The sequence below is a fragment of the Streptomyces sp. NPDC104202 genome (genome assembly GCF_055584185.1).
In genome coordinates this window covers 118,531-133,809 of sequence record NZ_JBVJMN010000011.1, presented here as the reverse complement: position 1 = coordinate 133,809, position 15,279 = coordinate 118,531, and the positions used below count along the sequence as shown (strand labels likewise).

General features: G+C 73.4%; 17 protein-coding genes and 1 tRNA gene. 11 read left to right on the top strand and 7 right to left on the bottom strand.

What is annotated here, in order from left to right:
- Positions 1 to 46: 46 nt before the first annotated feature.
- Positions 47 to 120, top strand: a tRNA-Met gene (locus ACZ60W_RS10880).
- 110 nt (positions 121 to 230) lie between these two features.
- Here the strand turns inward: ACZ60W_RS10880 and ACZ60W_RS10875 are convergent.
- Entirely contained in the window at positions 231 to 650 is a 420-nt protein-coding gene (locus ACZ60W_RS10875; protein WP_469755012.1) for a Fur family transcriptional regulator, read from the bottom strand.
- 154 nt (positions 651 to 804) lie between these two features.
- Here ACZ60W_RS10875 and ACZ60W_RS10870 point away from each other — a divergent pair, with 154 nt between their 5' ends.
- Positions 805 to 2,274, top strand: coding sequence for a catalase (locus ACZ60W_RS10870; protein WP_469755011.1), 1,470 nt, complete (start codon positions 805 to 807; stop codon positions 2,272 to 2,274).
- Between the two features lie 63 nt (positions 2,275 to 2,337).
- Here the strand turns inward: ACZ60W_RS10870 and ACZ60W_RS10865 are convergent, their stop codons facing one another.
- Together ACZ60W_RS10865 and hisN are read right to left on the bottom strand one after the other, a co-directional pair.
- Complete coding sequence (locus tag ACZ60W_RS10865; protein ID WP_469755010.1) at positions 2,338 to 2,727, bottom strand: CBS domain-containing protein; 390 nt, start codon at positions 2,725 to 2,727, stop codon at positions 2,338 to 2,340.
- A gap of 179 nt (positions 2,728 to 2,906) precedes the next feature.
- Positions 2,907 to 3,716 carry a histidinol-phosphatase gene (gene hisN, locus ACZ60W_RS10860; RefSeq protein WP_469755009.1) on the bottom strand — a complete coding sequence of 270 codons (810 nt, stop codon included), beginning with the start codon at positions 3,714 to 3,716 and terminating at the stop codon, positions 2,907 to 2,909.
- 151 nt (positions 3,717 to 3,867) lie between these two features.
- Here hisN and ACZ60W_RS10855 point away from each other — a divergent pair, with 151 nt between their 5' ends.
- Positions 3,868 to 4,503, top strand: a complete 636-nt coding sequence (locus ACZ60W_RS10855) for a TetR/AcrR family transcriptional regulator (protein ID WP_469755032.1) — start codon at positions 3,868 to 3,870, stop codon at positions 4,501 to 4,503.
- On the opposite strand, the gene ACZ60W_RS10850 is transcribed toward ACZ60W_RS10855, so the two are convergent.
- The 4 genes from ACZ60W_RS10850 to ACZ60W_RS10835 form a co-directional block, all read right to left on the bottom strand.
- A complete protein-coding gene (locus ACZ60W_RS10850) occupies positions 4,395 to 4,718 on the bottom strand; it encodes a DMT family transporter (protein WP_366307398.1) in 324 nt (107 codons plus the stop codon). The two genes, ACZ60W_RS10855 and ACZ60W_RS10850, sit on opposite strands and share 109 nt — an antisense overlap.
- Positions 4,719 to 4,811: 93 nt before the next feature.
- Positions 4,812 to 5,825 (bottom strand): ribosome small subunit-dependent GTPase A, encoded by a 1,014-nt coding sequence (gene rsgA, locus ACZ60W_RS10845; RefSeq protein WP_469755008.1) that lies wholly within the window; start codon positions 5,823 to 5,825, stop codon positions 4,812 to 4,814.
- A 3-nt stretch (positions 5,826 to 5,828) separates the two neighbouring features.
- Positions 5,829 to 7,160 (bottom strand): 3-phosphoshikimate 1-carboxyvinyltransferase, encoded by a 1,332-nt coding sequence (aroA, locus tag ACZ60W_RS10840; RefSeq protein WP_469755007.1) that lies wholly within the window; start codon positions 7,158 to 7,160, stop codon positions 5,829 to 5,831.
- 20 nt (positions 7,161 to 7,180) lie between these two features.
- A complete protein-coding gene (locus tag ACZ60W_RS10835) occupies positions 7,181 to 7,867 on the bottom strand; it encodes a M50 family metallopeptidase (protein WP_469755006.1) in 687 nt (228 codons plus the stop codon).
- Positions 7,868 to 7,917: 50 nt separating this feature from the next.
- Between ACZ60W_RS10835 and ACZ60W_RS10830 the strand changes: the two genes are divergently transcribed.
- From ACZ60W_RS10830 to def, 8 genes are all read left to right on the top strand, one after another.
- Positions 7,918 to 8,733, top strand: a complete 816-nt coding sequence (locus tag ACZ60W_RS10830) for an SOS response-associated peptidase (RefSeq protein ID WP_469755031.1) — start codon at positions 7,918 to 7,920, stop codon at positions 8,731 to 8,733.
- A 98-nt stretch (positions 8,734 to 8,831) separates the two neighbouring features.
- Positions 8,832 to 9,476 (top strand): alpha/beta hydrolase family protein, encoded by a 645-nt coding sequence (locus ACZ60W_RS10825; RefSeq protein WP_469755005.1) that lies wholly within the window; start codon positions 8,832 to 8,834, stop codon positions 9,474 to 9,476.
- Between the two features lie 251 nt (positions 9,477 to 9,727).
- Positions 9,728 to 10,384 (top strand): sigma-70 family RNA polymerase sigma factor, encoded by a 657-nt coding sequence (locus ACZ60W_RS10820; protein ID WP_352186978.1) that lies wholly within the window; start codon positions 9,728 to 9,730, stop codon positions 10,382 to 10,384.
- Positions 10,381 to 10,698 carry a mycothiol system anti-sigma-R factor gene (gene rsrA, locus ACZ60W_RS10815; RefSeq protein ID WP_366307408.1) on the top strand — a complete coding sequence of 106 codons (318 nt, stop codon included), beginning with the start codon at positions 10,381 to 10,383 and terminating at the stop codon, positions 10,696 to 10,698. Before ACZ60W_RS10820 ends, rsrA begins: the two co-directional genes overlap by 4 nt.
- A 145-nt stretch (positions 10,699 to 10,843) precedes the next feature.
- On the top strand, positions 10,844 to 12,220 hold the full coding sequence (locus ACZ60W_RS10810; protein ID WP_469755030.1) for an HD-GYP domain-containing protein: 1,377 nt from the start codon (positions 10,844 to 10,846) through the stop codon (positions 12,218 to 12,220).
- Positions 12,217 to 13,500: an HD-GYP domain-containing protein gene (locus ACZ60W_RS10805; RefSeq protein ID WP_469755004.1), complete on the top strand. Its 1,284-nt coding sequence runs from the start codon at positions 12,217 to 12,219 to the stop codon at positions 13,498 to 13,500. Before ACZ60W_RS10810 ends, ACZ60W_RS10805 begins: the two co-directional genes overlap by 4 nt.
- Before the next feature lie 79 nt (positions 13,501 to 13,579).
- The gene (locus ACZ60W_RS10800) at positions 13,580 to 14,560 is read left to right on the top strand and encodes a tetratricopeptide repeat protein (protein ID WP_469755003.1); all 981 of its coding nucleotides are present in this window, start codon (positions 13,580 to 13,582) and stop codon (positions 14,558 to 14,560) included.
- Positions 14,561 to 14,627: 67 nt separating this feature from the next.
- Positions 14,628 to 15,260, top strand: coding sequence for a peptide deformylase (gene def, locus ACZ60W_RS10795; RefSeq protein WP_469755002.1), 633 nt, complete (start codon positions 14,628 to 14,630; stop codon positions 15,258 to 15,260).
- The last annotated feature ends 19 nt before the right edge of the window (positions 15,261 to 15,279 follow it).

Sequence of the window (15,279 nt, the reverse complement as noted above, 5' to 3'; positions counted from 1 at the left end):
CGGATTTGCGTCGGTGACGGGTGGGCCGTAAGGTTGTGTTCACCGACGCGGGGTGGAGCAGCTCGGTAGCTCGCTGGGCTCATAACCCAGAGGTCGCAGGTTCAAATCCTGTCCCCGCTACTCAGTAGCACGAAGGCCCGGATCCGATTCCCTCGGATCCGGGCCTTCGTCGTCGTCCCCATGGATACGAAGAGGCCCCCGCCGGCGGCGGGGGCCTCTTCGTATCCGTCTCAGGCGGTCGTGGCGCAGCTCGGGCAGATGCCCCGGTAGGTGACCTCGACGTTCGAGATGGTGAAGCCGAAGCGCTCGGTGTCCGGGAGGTCCGCCAGCGGGTCGCCGGCCGGGTGGACGTCGCGGATGGCGCCGCAGCGGCCGCAGACCAGGTGCTGGTGCGGCCGGTGGGCGTTGGGGTCGTACCGCTTGGCGCGGCCGTCGGTCGCGACCTCGATGACCTCACCGAGGGTGACCATCTCGCCCAGCGTGTTGTAGACGGTCGCGCGCGAGATCTCGGGCAGCCGCGACACCGCGCGGGCATGCACCTCGTCGGCGGTCAGGTGTACGTGGTCCCCGTCGAGGACCTCGGCCACGACGCGCCGCTGCGCGGTCATCCGCCAGCCGCGTCCGCGGAGTCGTTCCAACAGGTCACTCATGGGGGTCAGCCTAACAGTCGTGGGGCCGGAGCTCCGAACCGGTGTGACTTTGGAAGTTCACTTGACTTAGACATTGTCCATTGTAGGATCGAAACCGGCATCGGCCAAGGGTTTCCGGCCGGGGATCCGGGGCCGACGGACAGGACTCGCAGTAATGACGCAGGAGGCGCACGTGACGCAGGGACCGCTCACCACGGAGGCCGGCGCGCCGGTCGCCGACAACCAGAACAGCGAGACGGCGGGCGTCGGCGGTCCGGTCCTCGTCCAGGACCAGCTCCTCCTGGAGAAGCTCGCCCACTTCAACCGCGAGCGCATTCCGGAGCGCGTGGTCCACGCGCGCGGTGCGGGCGCCTACGGCACCTTCACGCTCACCCGTGACGTCTCGCAGTGGACGCGCGCCGCGTTCCTCTCCGAGGTCGGCAAGGAGACCGAGACCTTCCTCCGCTTCTCCACCGTCGCCGGCAACCTCGGCGCGGCCGACGCGGTGCGCGACCCGCGCGGCTGGGCGCTGAAGTTCTACACCGAGGAGGGCAACTACGACCTCGTCGGCAACAACACCCCGGTGTTCTTCATCAAGGACGCCATCAAGTTCCCCGACTTCATCCACACCCAGAAGCGCGACCCGTACTCGGGCTCGCAGGAGCCGGACAACGTCTGGGACTTCTGGGGCCTCTCCCCGGAGTCGACCCACCAGGTCACCTGGCTCTTCGGCGACCGCGGCATCCCCGCCTCGTACCGCCACATGAACGGCTACGGCTCGCACACGTTCCAGTGGAACAACGAGGCCGGCGAGGTCTTCTGGGTCAAGTACCACTTCAAGACCGACCAGGGCATCAAGAACCTCACCCAGGACGAGGCCAACCGCCTCGCCGGCGAGGACCCGGACTCGCACCAGCGCGACCTGCGCGAGGCCATCGAGCGCGGCGACTTCCCGACCTGGACCGTGCAGGTCCAGATCATGCCCGCGGCCGACGCGGCGACGTACCGCTTCAACCCGTTCGACCTCACCAAGGTGTGGCCGCACGAGGACTACCCGCCGGTCGAGATCGGCAAGCTGGAGCTCAACCGCAACCCGGAGAACGTCTTCGCCGAGGTCGAGCAGTCGATCTTCTCCCCGGCGCACTTCGTGCCCGGCATCGGCCCCTCCCCGGACAAGATGCTCCAGGGCCGCCTCTTCGCCTACGGCGACGCCCACCGCTACCGCGTCGGCATCAACGCCGACCACCTGCCGGTGAACCGCCCGCACGCCACCGAGGCGCGCACCCACTCCCGCGACGGCCACCTCTACGACGGCCGCCACAAGGGCGCGAAGAACTACGAGCCGAACAGCTTCGGCGGCCCGTTCCAGACGGACCGTCCGCTGTGGCAGCCCGTCCCCGTCTCCGGTGTCACCGGCGACCATGCGGCCCCGGTCCACTCCGAGGACGACGACTTCGTGCAGGCGGGCACCCTCTACCGCCTGATGTCCGAGGACGAGAAGGGCCGCCTCGTCGCGAACCTGGCCGGCTTCATCGCCAAGGTCTCGCGCGACGACATCGCCGAGCGGGCGATCGGCAACTTCCGCCAGGCGGACGGTGACTTCGGCAAGCGGCTGGAGGCCGCGGTCCAGGCCCTGCGCGGCTGACACCGCTTGTCGTGAAGAGAGGGCGGGCCGGACTTCCGTGCGGGAGTCCGGCCCGCCCTCGCGTCAGCCGGCGACGCTGTGCACCGGGATCCAGCAGCGGATGATGTCCCGGACGGAGACCATGCCGACCGGCCCCACGTCGTCGAGGACCACCAGGTGGCGGAAGCCGCCGCGGGTCATGGCCTCGGCCGCCTCCGCCAGCGTCCAGGACGGCGCGGCGAAGACGACGTCACGGGTGGTGTGGGAGCCGGCGGTCTCCAGGTCGGGGTCCTGGTCGCGGGCGAGGGAGTTGAGGACGTCGCGCTCGGTGAGGATCCCGAGCCCGCCGGCGTCGGTGTCGAGGACGACGGCCGCGCCGACGTGGCGCGCCGACATCAGGCGGGCCGCCTGACGGAGGGTGTGGGCGGGGCCGATGGTGAGGACCACGGTGCTCATGGCGTCACGGACGAGCATGGACGGAGCCACCTCCTTGGTGAACCTTCAAGAAGAAGGAATTCACAAGTTCACAAGTGGGGGGACTCTCAGAGTGGCACCGGGGGACAGGGCCGACAAGGGGGCGCGCGAGGCGCTCCCGGGGGGTGCGGCGGGCGTACCCGCCCCGCGCCGGACGCCCCGGGAACGCGGTCGCGGACTCAGTCGCGCGGGCTCTCCTGGTTGAGATAGCTCAGCAGCTCGCCGTGGAGCAGGCCGTTGGAGGCGGCCGCGTTCCCGCTGTGCGGACCGTGCCGGCCGTCCAGGCCCGTGTACGTCCCGCCGGCCTCCTGGACCACGATCGCGACCGCGGCCATGTCCCAGAGCGACAGCTCCGGCTCCGCGCAGAGGTCCACCGACCCCTCGGCGACCATCATGTACGGCCAGAAGTCGCCGTACGCGCGAGTCCGCCAGCACGCGCGCGTGAGGTCCAGGAAGCCGTCCAGCCGGCCCCGCTCCTCCCAGCCGCTGATCGAGGAGTAGGCGAAGGACGCGTCCGCCAGGGACGCCACCTTCGACACCCCGAGCCGGGTCGCCGAGGCCAGGCTGCGGCCCGTGTACGCCCCGCTGCCCTTCGCCGCCCACCAGCGCCGGCCGAGCGCCGGGGCCGAGACCACGCCCACCACCGGCTGGAAGCCGGTCTCCCCGGCCTCCATCAGCGCGATCAGGGTCGCCCAGACGGGCACCCCGCGCACGTAGTTCTTGGTGCCGTCGATCGGGTCGATCACCCACCGGCGCGGGCCCGAGCCCTCCACGCCGTACTCCTCGCCGAGGATCGCGTCCCGGGGCCTGGCCCGCTGGAGCTGACCGCGGATCAGCTCCTCGGCGGCCTTGTCGGCCTCGCTCACCGGGGTCATGTCCGGCTTGGTCTCGACCTGCAGGTCCAGCGCCTGGAAACGGTCCATGGTGGCCGCGTCGGCGGCATCCGCGAGGACGTGGGCAAGACGCAGATCATCGTGGTAATCGGCCATGGTCGGCACTCTATCCCCGCCGTGTGAACACGCGGAGAACCGTCCACGGGGGCCGTCCGCGGGCGTCCCCGCGACCCGCCGCGAGAGCCCTTGACACGGTGGTGGCTGCTGCCGAACCTGGGCGGACGACCGTTCCCTCCCGGAGGTGGCGATGGCGAACGCCCGCGACGCCCTCCTCGACGCCGCGCTCGCCGCGCTCACGCACCGGCCCTGGTCCGCGATCCGCATGGCCGACCTGGCCGGCGCCGCCCGCGTCTCCCGCCAGACCCTCTACAACGAGTTCGGCAGCAAGGAGGGGCTCGCCCGCGCCCTGGTGCGCCGCGAGGCCGACGCCTACCTCCAGGACGTCCGGCGGCTGCTCGCCGCCCCGGCCCCGCCCGGACGCAACGTCGTCGCCGTCGCCGAATGGATCGTCGCCCGCGCCGCCACCCGGCCGATACTGCGCGCCCTGCTCACCGGCGCCTGGAGCGACCGGCTGCCCGAGCCCCGGCCCGCCCGCCCCGGTGCCCGCCCCGCCCCGGTCCCCGCCCAGCGGCGCGCCGACGCCGGTCCGCCCGCGCCCGGCGAACTCGTCGCGCAGACCGCGGCCTGTGCGGGGGAGCGATGGGCGCCGGTCTGCGAACTCGCGGTCCGGCTCGCCCTCAGCCACGTCGTCGCCCCGGCCCCGCCGGTCTCCGGTCAGTGCGCCGAGCCGGAGAGCTGGAGCCCGATGACCCCCGCGATCACCAGGCTGATCGAGACGATCTTGAGCGTGGAGACCACGTCGCCGAGGAAGACCATGCCGTAGATCGCCGTCCCGGCCGCGCCGATCCCCGTCCACACCGCGTACGCGGGACCCACGTCGAGCTTGCGCAGCGCGAGGGTGAGGAGACCGAAGCTGCCGAGGGCGAAGGCCGCGAAGGCGATCGTCGGCCACAGCCGGGTGAAGCCGTGCGAGAGCTTGAGGCAGACCGCGAACCCCGTCTCCAGGAGTCCGGCGACCACCACCAGCAGCCACGCCATCGTCAGTGCCTCCCACGCCGTCGGTGACTGCTTCGTCGCACTTGGTGCGATTATGCCCTTACCTGCGGCGGACGCCCGTAAACCCGCGGCGGCTCAGTCGCCCTCGCGTCGCTCCCTGGTCGCCAGCAGACGGCGCAGCGAGTACAGCCGCGCCGGATCGGCGTGCCCCTCCGCCACGAACGCGTCGAGCGCGCAGTCCGGCTCGTCGTGGCTGCACGCGCGCGGGCAGTTCTCCGTGCCCGGGACGAGGTCGGGGAAGGCGAGGATCACCCGCGACGGGTCCACGTGGTGCAGACCGAAGGAGCGCACGCCCGGGGTGTCGATGACCCAGCCGCCCTCCTTGTCGTCGAGCGGCAGCGCCAGCGCCGACGTGGTGGTGTGCCGGCCGCGGCCGGTCACCGCGTTGACGACACCGGTGGTCCGCCGCCGGTCCGCCGGGACCAGCGCGTTCACCAGCGTCGTCTTGCCGACGCCGGAATGGCCCACGAAGGCGGTGGTGCGGCCCTTGAGGTGCTCGCGGACGCGCTCGGCGGCCACCCCGTCGACGAACTCGTCGCGAGTGGTGACCACGTGCGGCACGCCGAGCGCGCCGTACATCTCCAGCAGCGCGTCCGGCGGGGCCAGGTCCGACTTGGTGAGCACGAGCAGCGGGGAGAGCCCGCCGTCGTAGGCGGCGACCAGACAGCGGTCGATCAGCCGGGGGCGCGGCTCGGGGTCGGCGAGCGCGGTGACGATCGCCAGCTGGTCGGCGTTGGCCACGACCACCCGCTCGAACGGGTCGTCGTCGTCGGCGGTCCGCCGCAGGACCGAGCTGCGCTCGCCGATCCGCACGATCCGGGCCAGGGTGTCCTTCTCGCCGGAGAGGTCGCCCACGAGGGAGACCCGGTCCCCGACGACGGCGGCCTTGCGGCCCAGCTCGCGGGCCTTCATCGCGGTGATGACCCGGTCGTCGACCAGGCAGGTCAGCCGGCCCCGGTCGACGGTGAGGACCATGCCCTCGACGGCGTCCTCGTGCTTGGGGCGGAGGGTCGTCCGGGGACGGGTGCCCTTGCGGTTGGGCCGCTGGCGGATGTCGTCCTCGTCGGTGTGCTTGCCGTAACGCCGCATGGTTCAGGCCCCGAGCATTTCGGTCCACATCCCCGGGAAGTCGGGCAAGGTCTTCGCCGTCGTCGCCACGTCCTCGATCTCCACGCCCTCGACCGCGAGGCCGATCAGCGCGCCCGCCGTCGCCATGCGGTGGTCGTGGTACGTGTGGAAGACGCCGCCGTGCAGCGGGCGCGGGCGGATGTGGAGACCGTCCTCGGTCTCGGTGACGTCGCCGCCCAGCTCGTTGATCTCCTTGGTGAGCGCCGCCAGCCGGTCCGTCTCGTGGAGCCGCAGGTGGGCCACGCCACGCAGGGTGGAGGGGGAGTCGGCGAGCGCCGCGAGCGCCGCGATGCCGGGGGTCAGCTCGCCGACCTCGCCCAGGTCGACGTCGATGCCGTGGATCCGGCCCGTGCCGGTGAAGGTCAGACCGGCGTCGGTCAGCTCGCAGGAGCCACCCATCTCGGTGAAGATCTCCCGCAGCGCGTCACCGGGCTGGGTGGTCCGCTCGGGCCAGTCGGGGACGGTCACCCGGCCGCCGGTCACCAGCGCGGCGGCCAGGAACGGCTGCGCGTTGGACAGGTCGGGCTCGACGACCAGGTCCCGCCCGCGCAGCGCGGAGGGCGCCACCCGCCACACGTCCGGGGTGCCGCCGTGCTCGGGCTCGTCGACCCGGGCGCCCACGGCGCGGAGCATGTCGACGGTCATCCGGATGTGGGGCATCGAGGGGAGCCGGGTGCCGACGTGCCGCACCTCGACGCCCTGGTTGAAGCGGGGCGCGGACAGCAGCAGGGCGCTGACGAACTGGGAGGACGAGGAGGCGTCGATCTCGACGGTGCCGCCGTCCAGGCCGCCGGCGCCGTGCACGGTCATCGGGAGCGCGCCGCGGCCGTCGTCGTCGACGCGGGCGCCGAGCGCGCGGAGCGCGTCGATCACGCCGTGCAGCGGCCGCTCGTGGGAGCGGGGGTCCCCGTCGAAGCGGACCGGGCCGTCGGCGAGGGCCGCGAGGGGCGGCAGGAAGCGCATGACCGTGCCCGCGTTGCCGACGTCGACGGCCGCGGGGCCGCGCAGCGGGGCGGGGATGATCCGCCAGGCCTCGCCGGTGCCGTCGGGGCCGACGCCCTCCTCGATGCGGACGCCGAGCGTGCGGAGCGCCTCGGCCATCAGCAGGGTGTCGCGGGAGCGGAGCGGGCGGCGCAGCCAGCCGGGCTCGGAGGCGAGCGCGGCGAGCACCAGGGCCCGGTTGGTGACCGACTTCGATCCGGGCACGGTGACGGTCGCGTCGACGGCGCCGCGGGCGTACGGGGCGGGCCAGAGGTCGGTGGACGGGTCGGTGTGCGCGGAGGCTGCTGCGGTCATGGACTCACTGTACGGGGGTGTCAGAAGCGCACGAGCCAGCGGCAGCCGCCGATCAGGGAGCAGATCGCGACCGTGTGGAAGAAGAGGAGCCACACCCCGGCGGGCACGTGCGTGAGGCGCGCGAGCTGGTCGGCGTCCGAGTCGGGGGCCCCGCCGTGACGGCGCTTCGCCTGGAGCTCGAAGGCCGGGCGGACGCCGCCGAGCAGAAGGAACCACACCACGGCGTAGGCGAAGGCCGACTGGACGTCGGGGCCGGTCAGCCAGGCGACGAGGAGGAAGGCGGCGCCGGTCAGGACGACGGTGAGGACGCCGTACGCGTTGCGGACCATGACCAGCATCGCCAGCAGCAGGGCCGTCGCGACCCAGAGCAGCAGGGTGGTGCGGCCGGTGCCCAGCAGGGCGGCGCCGCCGAGGCCGAGCAGCGGGGCCGCGGGGTACCCGGCGGCCAGGGTGAGGACCACGCCGAGGCCGGTCGGCCTGCCCCGGGTCACGGTCAGGCCGCTGGTGTCCGAGTGCAGTCTGATCGCCTGGAGACGGCGCCCGGTGGCGACGGCCACGAGGCCGTGGCCGCCCTCGTGGGCGATGGTGATCGCGTTGCGCGCCGGCAGCCACAGGCCGCGGAAGAGGACGAGGGCGAGGGCGCAGGCGGCGGTGGCGCAGACCAGCCACAGGTCGGGAGCGGGCTGGGTGCCGAGGATCTCGGTCATTTCTCGGACGGCTCCTCGGTGGTGGGCGGGACCGTGGCAGTGTGGCACGTATGTGCGGACGGTTTGCAGCGAGTCGGCGGCCCGAGGACCTGGTCGGCCTCTTCGGGATCGAGAAGTGGGAACCGACCGAGGCGCTCGCCCCGGACTGGAACGTGGCGCCCACCAAAGAGGTCTGGGCCGTGCTGGAACGTCCTGTGAAAGACGCCGGATCGCCGCGGCCGGTTCGCCAGCTCCGTGCCCTGAGGTGGGGGCTCGTGCCGTCCTGGGCGAAGTCGCCGGAGGGCGCCGCCCGGATGATCAACGCGCGCGCGGAGACCGTGCACGAGAAGCCCTCCTTCAAGCAGGCGTTCGCCTCCCGCCGGTGCATCCTGCCCGCCGACGGCTACTACGAATGGGTGACCGGAGCCGACGAGCGGGACCTGGAGGTCGAGGGGAAGCGGAAGCGGTCGCGCAAGCAGCCCTACTTCGTGACCCCGGCGGACGGCGCCGTCCTCGCGATGGCCGGGCTCTACGAGTTCTGGAGGGACGCGACCCTGCCCCCCGGGCATCCGTCGGCCTGGTGGGTGACCTGCTCGGTGATCACCACCGAGGCCGAGACCGGACCGCTGGGCGTGGCCCCCGCCGAGGGCCCGCGCTCGCTCGGCGACATCCACCCCCGGATGCCGCTGATGCTGACCCCGGAGCGCTGGGACGCCTGGCTCGACCCGGCGCGCACCGACCCGGAGGAGCTGCACGGGCTGCTCGCCCCGCCGCCGGAGGGGCTGATGCGGGCCTATCCGGTGGCCACCGCCGTCAGCAACGTCCGCAACAACGGCCCCGAGCTGCTGACGGAGCTGGACGGCCCCGAGGTCGCCACCCTCTTCTGACCGCCCCGTAGCGGCCGTTCCCCGCCGACCGCCCCGCCGACCGCCCCGTCCCGCCCGGGATCCGCGGCCCCGGCGGGACGGGGCGGCAGGATGGGGGCGTGACCAAGGACGTGACACAGTACGAGACCGTCGCCACCGACGCGGGCGAGGCCCGTGTCGCCTGGCACCGGGGGAAGCGGCCGTGGGCCGTGCTCGCCCTCGGCCACGGCGCCGGCGGCGGCGTCGAGGCCCGCGACCTCCGGGCGCTCGCCGACGCCCTCCCCGCGCGCGGGGTGACCGTGGCCCTCGTCGAGCAGCCGTGGCGGGTGGCCGGGAAGAAGGTGGCGCCCGCGCCGAAGACGCTCGACATCGGCTGGCGCGGAGTGTGGCCCGTCCTCGCCGCCCCCGGCCTCCCCGTGATCGCGGGCGGCCGCAGCGCCGGCGCCCGGGTCGCCTGCCGGACCGGCCTCGACCTGGGCGCGCACGCCGTCCTCGCGCTGAGCTTCCCGCTGCACCCGCCGGGCAGGCCGGAGCGCTCCCGCGCCGCTGAACTGCTCGGCACCGGCCTGCCCACCCTCGTCGTCCAAGGCGGCAACGACCCCTTCGGGCGGCCCGACGAGTACCCGGAGGGCCCGTACGCGATGGTCGAGATCCCGTACGGGGACCACGGCTTCGCGCTGCCGAAGCGGGCGCCCCTCGGCCAGGAGGAGGCGCTGGCCCTCCTCGTGGACGCGGTCGCCGGGTGGACCGAGGAACTCCGCTGACCCGCCCCCGCCGGGCGGGAATGCCGAGCGGGGGGCCGTGGTTGTTCGGTGCGTCGGTTGAGAGCAAGGAAGAGGGAGTCCGTCGCATGGGTTCGACCATCTGCCCGGAGCGCGCGCAGGCCGCTGACCTCGACTGGACAGTGCTGCCCGCGCCCAAGGCCGCCCCGATTCGGGCGGCGGGCGGAGTGCTTCCTCGTCTATCCTCCGAAACGAGCGGGTCCGCCCCCGGGCTCGCCGCCGCGCTGGAGGAGGTGGGTCCGGTCACTGGGACCGACACAGGGACCGACGACGGCCCCGAGGAGACGACCGCGGAGCGCAACGCGCGCTTCGAGCGGGACGCCCTCGGCTACCTCGACCAGATGTACTCCGCCGCGCTGCGCATGACGCGCAACCCCGCGGACGCGGAGGACCTGGTGCAGGAGACCTACGCCAAGGCGTACGGCTCCTTCCACCAGTTCCGCGAGGGCACCAACCTCAAGGCGTGGCTGTACCGCATCCTCACGAACACCTTCATCAACTCGTACCGCAAGAAGCAGCGCGAGCCCCAGCGCAGCGCCGCCGAGGAGATCGAGGACTGGCAGCTCGCCCGCGCCGAGTCGCACATGTCGACCGGTCTGCGCTCCGCCGAGTCGCAGGCCCTCGACCACCTGCCCGACTCCGACGTGAAGGAAGCGCTGCAGGCGATTCCCGAGGAGTTCCGCATCGCCGTCTATCTCGCCGATGTCGAGGGCTTTGCGTACAAGGAGATCGCGGACATCATGGGGACACCCATCGGTACGGTGATGTCCCGACTGCACCGGGGACGCCGCCAGCTGCGCGGCATGCTCGAGGACTACGCCCGCGACCGCGGGCTGGTACCCGCGGGCGCCGGAGAGTCGTCGAACGATCTGAAAGGCTCGGGCTCATGAGCTGCGGAGAGCCGCACGAGACGGATTGCTCAGAGGTCCTGGATCATCTCTACGAGTTCCTCGACAACGAGATGCCCGACAGCGACTGCACCAAGTTCGAGGTGCACTTCGAGGAGTGCTCCCCGTGCCTGGAGAAGTACGGCCTGGAGCAGGCGGTGAAGAAGCTCGTCAAGCGCTGCTGCGGCAGTGACGACGTGCCCACCGACCTCAGGGCCAAGGTGATGGGCCGGATCGACCTGATCCGCGCCGGGCACACGGTGCCCGAGCAGGAGATCACGGCGAGCGCCCCGGCGACGCCGGCCCCCCAGGAGTAGCACTCCCGCCGAGGAGTCGAGAGCCGCCGCGACGGGATCGCGGCGGCTCTCCGCATATATCAGCTTGTATCACCCGATGGTGCGAATCACTCGGAGCCGGCCGTCCCGCGCCTCCCGACTCGCTAGCGTGACAGCCGTGATGGGCGTGAAGGTCATTCCGCGAGCGGCCCGCGTGTACATCGGCTGCGCCCTGGCAGGCGCCGGGGCCTGCGCCCTGCCCGCGCTGCGACCGGACGCCTCCACCCCCTGGGCCACCGTCGCCCTCCTCGCCACCCTCTGCGCGCTCTGCGAACTGCCCGCCCGCTGCCCGCTCCTCGGCCGCGCGTTCGGCGGCTCCGTCCCCCTCGGCGCCGGCTCCTTCTTCCCCGTCCTGCTGACCGCCGCCCTCCTCCTGCCGCCCTCCGCCGCCGTGCTCACCGCGCTCCCCGGCAGCCTCCTCGCCCGCGTCGAGGAGCCGCCGGCCGGACCGCGCCGCCTCTGGCGGGCCGCCGCGACGGGACTCGCCGTCGGGGCCGCCGCGGCCACCGCAGGCCTCCTCGGCGGACCCGCCGCCCTCGGCCGCGGGCCCGACGCCCCCGACCTGCCGTACGCCCTGCTGCCCGCGGGCGCCGCCGCGCTCGCCTTCTGCCTGGTCCTCACCGCCCTCGACGGCGGCATCCGGGCCACCGCCGACGGACTGTCCCCGCGGACCGCCTGGCGCGGCCTGCTCGGGCGGGCGCTCGCCCCGCACGCCGTGCACGGCCTGGCCGGCCTGATGATGGCCGTGCTCTGGCGCAGCACCTACGGACCGCTCGCGGCGCTGTTCGTGCTGCTCCCGATGTACATCTCCTGCTGGGTCTTCGCCCAGTACCACCGCGAACGCGCCGCCCACCAGGCCACCATCCGCGCCCTCGTCCAGGCCGTCGACATCAAGGACCGCTACACCCGCGGCCACAGCGAACGGGTCGGCCACGCCTCCGTCCTGATCGCCCGTGAGCTCGGCCTCGCCGACGACCGGCTCGACGTCGTCCGCTTCGCCGGCATCCTGCACGACGTGGGGAAGCTCGGCGTCCCCACCCGGGTGCTCCGCAAGGACGGCCCCCTCACCCCCGAGGAACGCCGGATCATCGAGCTCCACCCCGAGTACGGCCACGAGATGGTCCGCGGCATCGGCTTCCTCGGCGAGGCGCGCGCCGCGATCCTCCACCACCACGAACGCATGGACGGCAGCGGCTACCCGTACGGCCTCCACGGCGAGCAGATTCCCGAATGCGCCCGGGTGGTCGCCGTCGCGGACGCCTTCGACGCCATGACCTCCACCCGCTCGTACAGCCGGGCCCGCCCGGTGCCGACCGCCGTCGCCGAACTGGAGCGGTGCGCCGGCACCCACTTCGACCCCCGGATGGTCGCCGCCCTCGTCCGCGCCCTGGACCGGCACGGCTGGCGGCCCGCCGTCACCGCCGACGAGACCGAATCGTCCGACCGGGTGCCCACGCCCCGCGAGGCCAGCACCGCGCGGCGCCGGTCGAGGGAGCGCGCGTGAGGCCCGGCACCGTCACCGTCCGGGCCGTCCACGGGGCCGCGCTGCTGCTGGGCCTCGCCGGCCTCGGCTCCACCCTCTGGAACGGCGTCGACGAACCCGGCAACGCCCTCGCCTTCGGCGTCCTCGTCCTCCTCGGCGAGCTCGCCCGCTGGCGCGCCGGACCCCGCACCGCGACGGCCGCCGACGGCCCCCCGGCCCGGGAGCCCGCGCCGCTCGCCGCCGCCGGAGCCCTCGCGTACGCCCTCCTCGGCCAGAGCGCCGGCACCGCCACCACCCACGGCGTCCTCCAGATCACCGCCGTCGTCGTCGCCGCCGGCCTCGCCGGGCTCGTCCCCCACCTCGCCCGCGGCCACGGCGCCGGCCTCGACCACCTCGCCCGCCGCGTCCTCACCGTCGGCTTCGCCGCGCTCTGCTTCCAGCCCCTCTACAACACGGGGGCCGTCGTCGGGCACCTCGGCCACGGCCCCGGGTACGCCCTCTTCCTCCTCCTGCTCATCGCCCTCACCGCCCTGTGCGACGCCGTCCTCGCCGCCCTGCTGCTCCGCGCCCGCAGCGGCTTCCCGTACGGCCCCCTCCTCCGCGACGAACTGCGCGCCCTCCTCGGCATCGGCTCCGCGGTCTGCGCCACCGGCGCCGTCATGGCGCTCGGCGTCGCCGCCGCCGGACTGTGGGCCCTGCCCGTCCTCGCCGTGCCGCTGCTGCTCACGCAGGTCTCCTTCCGGCGCTACGAATCGGTGCGGACCGTCAACCGGCAGACCATCGCGTCCCTCGCCCGGGCCACCGAGATCGCCGGCTGCACCCCGCCCGGCCACGCCCACCGGGTCGCCGCCCTCAGCACCGCCGTCGGCCGCGAGCTGGGTCTTTCCGGGCCCGAGCTGACCGTCCTCGAACACGCGGCGCTCATGCACGACATCGGACAGCTCTCCCTCGTCGACCCCGTCACCGGCGGCGCCACCGCCCTGCTGCCCGCCGAGGAGCAGCGCAGGATCGCCCTCCTGGGCGGCGAGGTCGTCCGCAGGACCGGCGTCCCCGTCTCCGTCGCGGTGATCGTCGAGCGCCAGGCCGACCCCTACCGCGAGCAGCCGGTGCCCGCCCGGATCGTCCGCGCCGTCAACGCCTACGACGACCTCGCCGGCGACGGGGCGGGCGCCGCCCTCGCCGCTCTCGAACGCCTGAGACTGGGCACCGCCCGCGACTATCACCCGGATGTGGTCGAATGCCTGGCCAGGGTCCTCGCACGGGGCGGAGCCACTGGGGTGACCTCCGTCCCCACGGGGTAACCCATGGGTAATGAGCGCGCGTCCGACCGGGCATGGTTGGATGCGAACAAGAGGGTGAAGCGACCGGCAGGCGGGAATCGTGAAGATCTTCGGGAAGGTACGGCATCGGCCCTCCGCCTCATGGCGGCAGGCCACGGACCGCGCGTTCACGCTGATCGGCGACGGCCGGTACGAGGACGCGGGCGCGCTCCTGACGCGCGCGGCGGATCTGGAGCCCTGGCTCTCGGAGTCCTGGTTCAACCTGGCGCTGCTGCACAAGTTCCGCCACGACTGGGAGCAGGCACGCGCCGCAGGGCTGCGCGCGGTCGCCCTGCTCGACAAGGAGAGCGGCGCCCCCGACTGGTGGAACGTCGGCATCGCCGCCACCGCCCTCCAGGACTGGCCGCTGGCCCGCCGGGCCTGGCAGGCATACGGACTGAAGGTGCCCGGCGCCGCCGCCGGCACGGGCGAGCCCGCCGGCATGGAGCTCGGCAGCGCCGCCGTGCGACTCTCCCCGGAGGGCGAGGCCGAGGTCGTGTGGGGCCGCCGTCTCGACCCGGCCCGCATCGAGGTCCTCTCCGTCCCCCTGCCCTCCTCCGGCCGCCGCTGGGGTGAGGTCGTCCTCCACGACGGGGTGCCGAACGGCGAGCGCACCACCACCGCGGGCCCCTCCTACCCGGTCTTCGACGAGATCGAGCTGTGGGCGCCGTCCCCCGTCCCCACCTGGGTGGTCCTCCTGGAGGCCGCCACCGAGGACGACCGGGACGCCCTGGAGCAGCTCGCCGCCGAGGCCGGCTTCGCCGCCGAGGACTGGTCCTCGTCCGTGCGGCTGCTCTGCCGCGCCTGCTCCGAGTCGACCATGCCGAGCGCCGAGGGCGAGGGCGAGCACTCCGACCCGCACGACCACAGCGAGCCGGGCCACCCCGGGCCGCTCGGCCACCGCTCGCCCGGCGAGCTGTGGGTGCCGGAGCGGGAGTGCGGCATCGCGGCCCCCGCCGGGCTGGTGCGCGGGCTGCTGGACGGCTGGGTGGCGGACAGTCCCGACAGCCGCGAGTGGCGTGATCTCGAAGAGGTCTGCTGAGGCCACGGCCACGGGCCCGTAGGCTGTCCTCCGACGGAATCGGGTTTTCAGAAGGGCGCGGCCGGACATGGCGCAGCAGGAGACGGACGAGCAGACGATCAACGACGGCTTCGTCGTGGACACGGAGGACTGCGAGGCGCGTGAGCTCGCCTACCGCGAGCGCGGCACGGCCCGCCCGATCACGGTCGTCGGCAACCCCGTGCTCCACAAGGAGTGCAAGGACGTCACCGAGTTCGACGCCGGGCTCGCGCAGCTGATCGACGACATGTTCGCCAGCCAGAAGGCCGCCGAGGGCGTGGGCCTGGCCGCGAACCAGATCGGCGTGGACCTCAAGGTCTTCGTCTACGACTGCCCCGACGACGAGGGCGTCCGGCACACCGGTGTCGTCGTCAACCCCGTCCTCCAGGAGCTCCCCGCCGAGCTGCGCGTCCTCGACGAGTCCAACGAGGGCTGCCTCTCCGTGCCGACGGCCTACGCCGAGCTGGCCCGGCCCGACTACGCGGAGGTCCACGGCCAGGACGCCGAGGGCAACCCGATCAAGGTCCGCGGCACCGGCTACTTCGCCCGCTGCCTCCAGCACGAGACGGACCACCTGTACGGCTACCTGTACATCGACCGCCTCTCCAAGCGCGACCGCAAGGACGCCCTGCGCCAGATGGAAGAGGGCACCCCGCGCTACGAGACGGTCCCCAACGCCTGATCGCGCGACCGCACGGAGA

Bases quoted from the DNA above. Each gene is read 5' to 3' on its own strand.
- def (WP_469755002.1), top strand. From the start codon at position 14,628: ATGGCGCAGCAGGAGACGGACGAGCAGACGATCAACGACGGCTTCGTC.
- hisN (WP_469755009.1), bottom strand. From the start codon at position 3,716: ATGGCCGATTACCACGATGATCTGCGTCTTGCCCACGTCCTCGCGGAT.
- aroA (WP_469755007.1), bottom strand. From the start codon at position 7,160: ATGACCGCAGCAGCCTCCGCGCACACCGACCCGTCCACCGACCTCTGG.
- ACZ60W_RS10870 (WP_469755011.1), top strand. From the start codon at position 805: ATGACGCAGGAGGCGCACGTGACGCAGGGACCGCTCACCACGGAGGCC.
- ACZ60W_RS10835 (WP_469755006.1), bottom strand. From the start codon at position 7,867: ATGACCGAGATCCTCGGCACCCAGCCCGCTCCCGACCTGTGGCTGGTC.
- ACZ60W_RS10855 (WP_469755032.1), top strand. From the start codon at position 3,868: ATGGCGAACGCCCGCGACGCCCTCCTCGACGCCGCGCTCGCCGCGCTC.
- ACZ60W_RS10875 (WP_469755012.1), bottom strand. From the start codon at position 650: ATGAGTGACCTGTTGGAACGACTCCGCGGACGCGGCTGGCGGATGACC.
- ACZ60W_RS10850 (WP_366307398.1), bottom strand. From the start codon at position 4,718: ATGGCGTGGCTGCTGGTGGTGGTCGCCGGACTCCTGGAGACGGGGTTC.
- rsrA (WP_366307408.1), top strand. From the start codon at position 10,381: ATGAGCTGCGGAGAGCCGCACGAGACGGATTGCTCAGAGGTCCTGGAT.
- ACZ60W_RS10865 (WP_469755010.1), bottom strand. From the start codon at position 2,727: ATGCTCGTCCGTGACGCCATGAGCACCGTGGTCCTCACCATCGGCCCC.
- ACZ60W_RS10830 (WP_469755031.1), top strand. From the start codon at position 7,918: ATGTGCGGACGGTTTGCAGCGAGTCGGCGGCCCGAGGACCTGGTCGGC.
- rsgA (WP_469755008.1), bottom strand. From the start codon at position 5,825: ATGCGGCGTTACGGCAAGCACACCGACGAGGACGACATCCGCCAGCGG.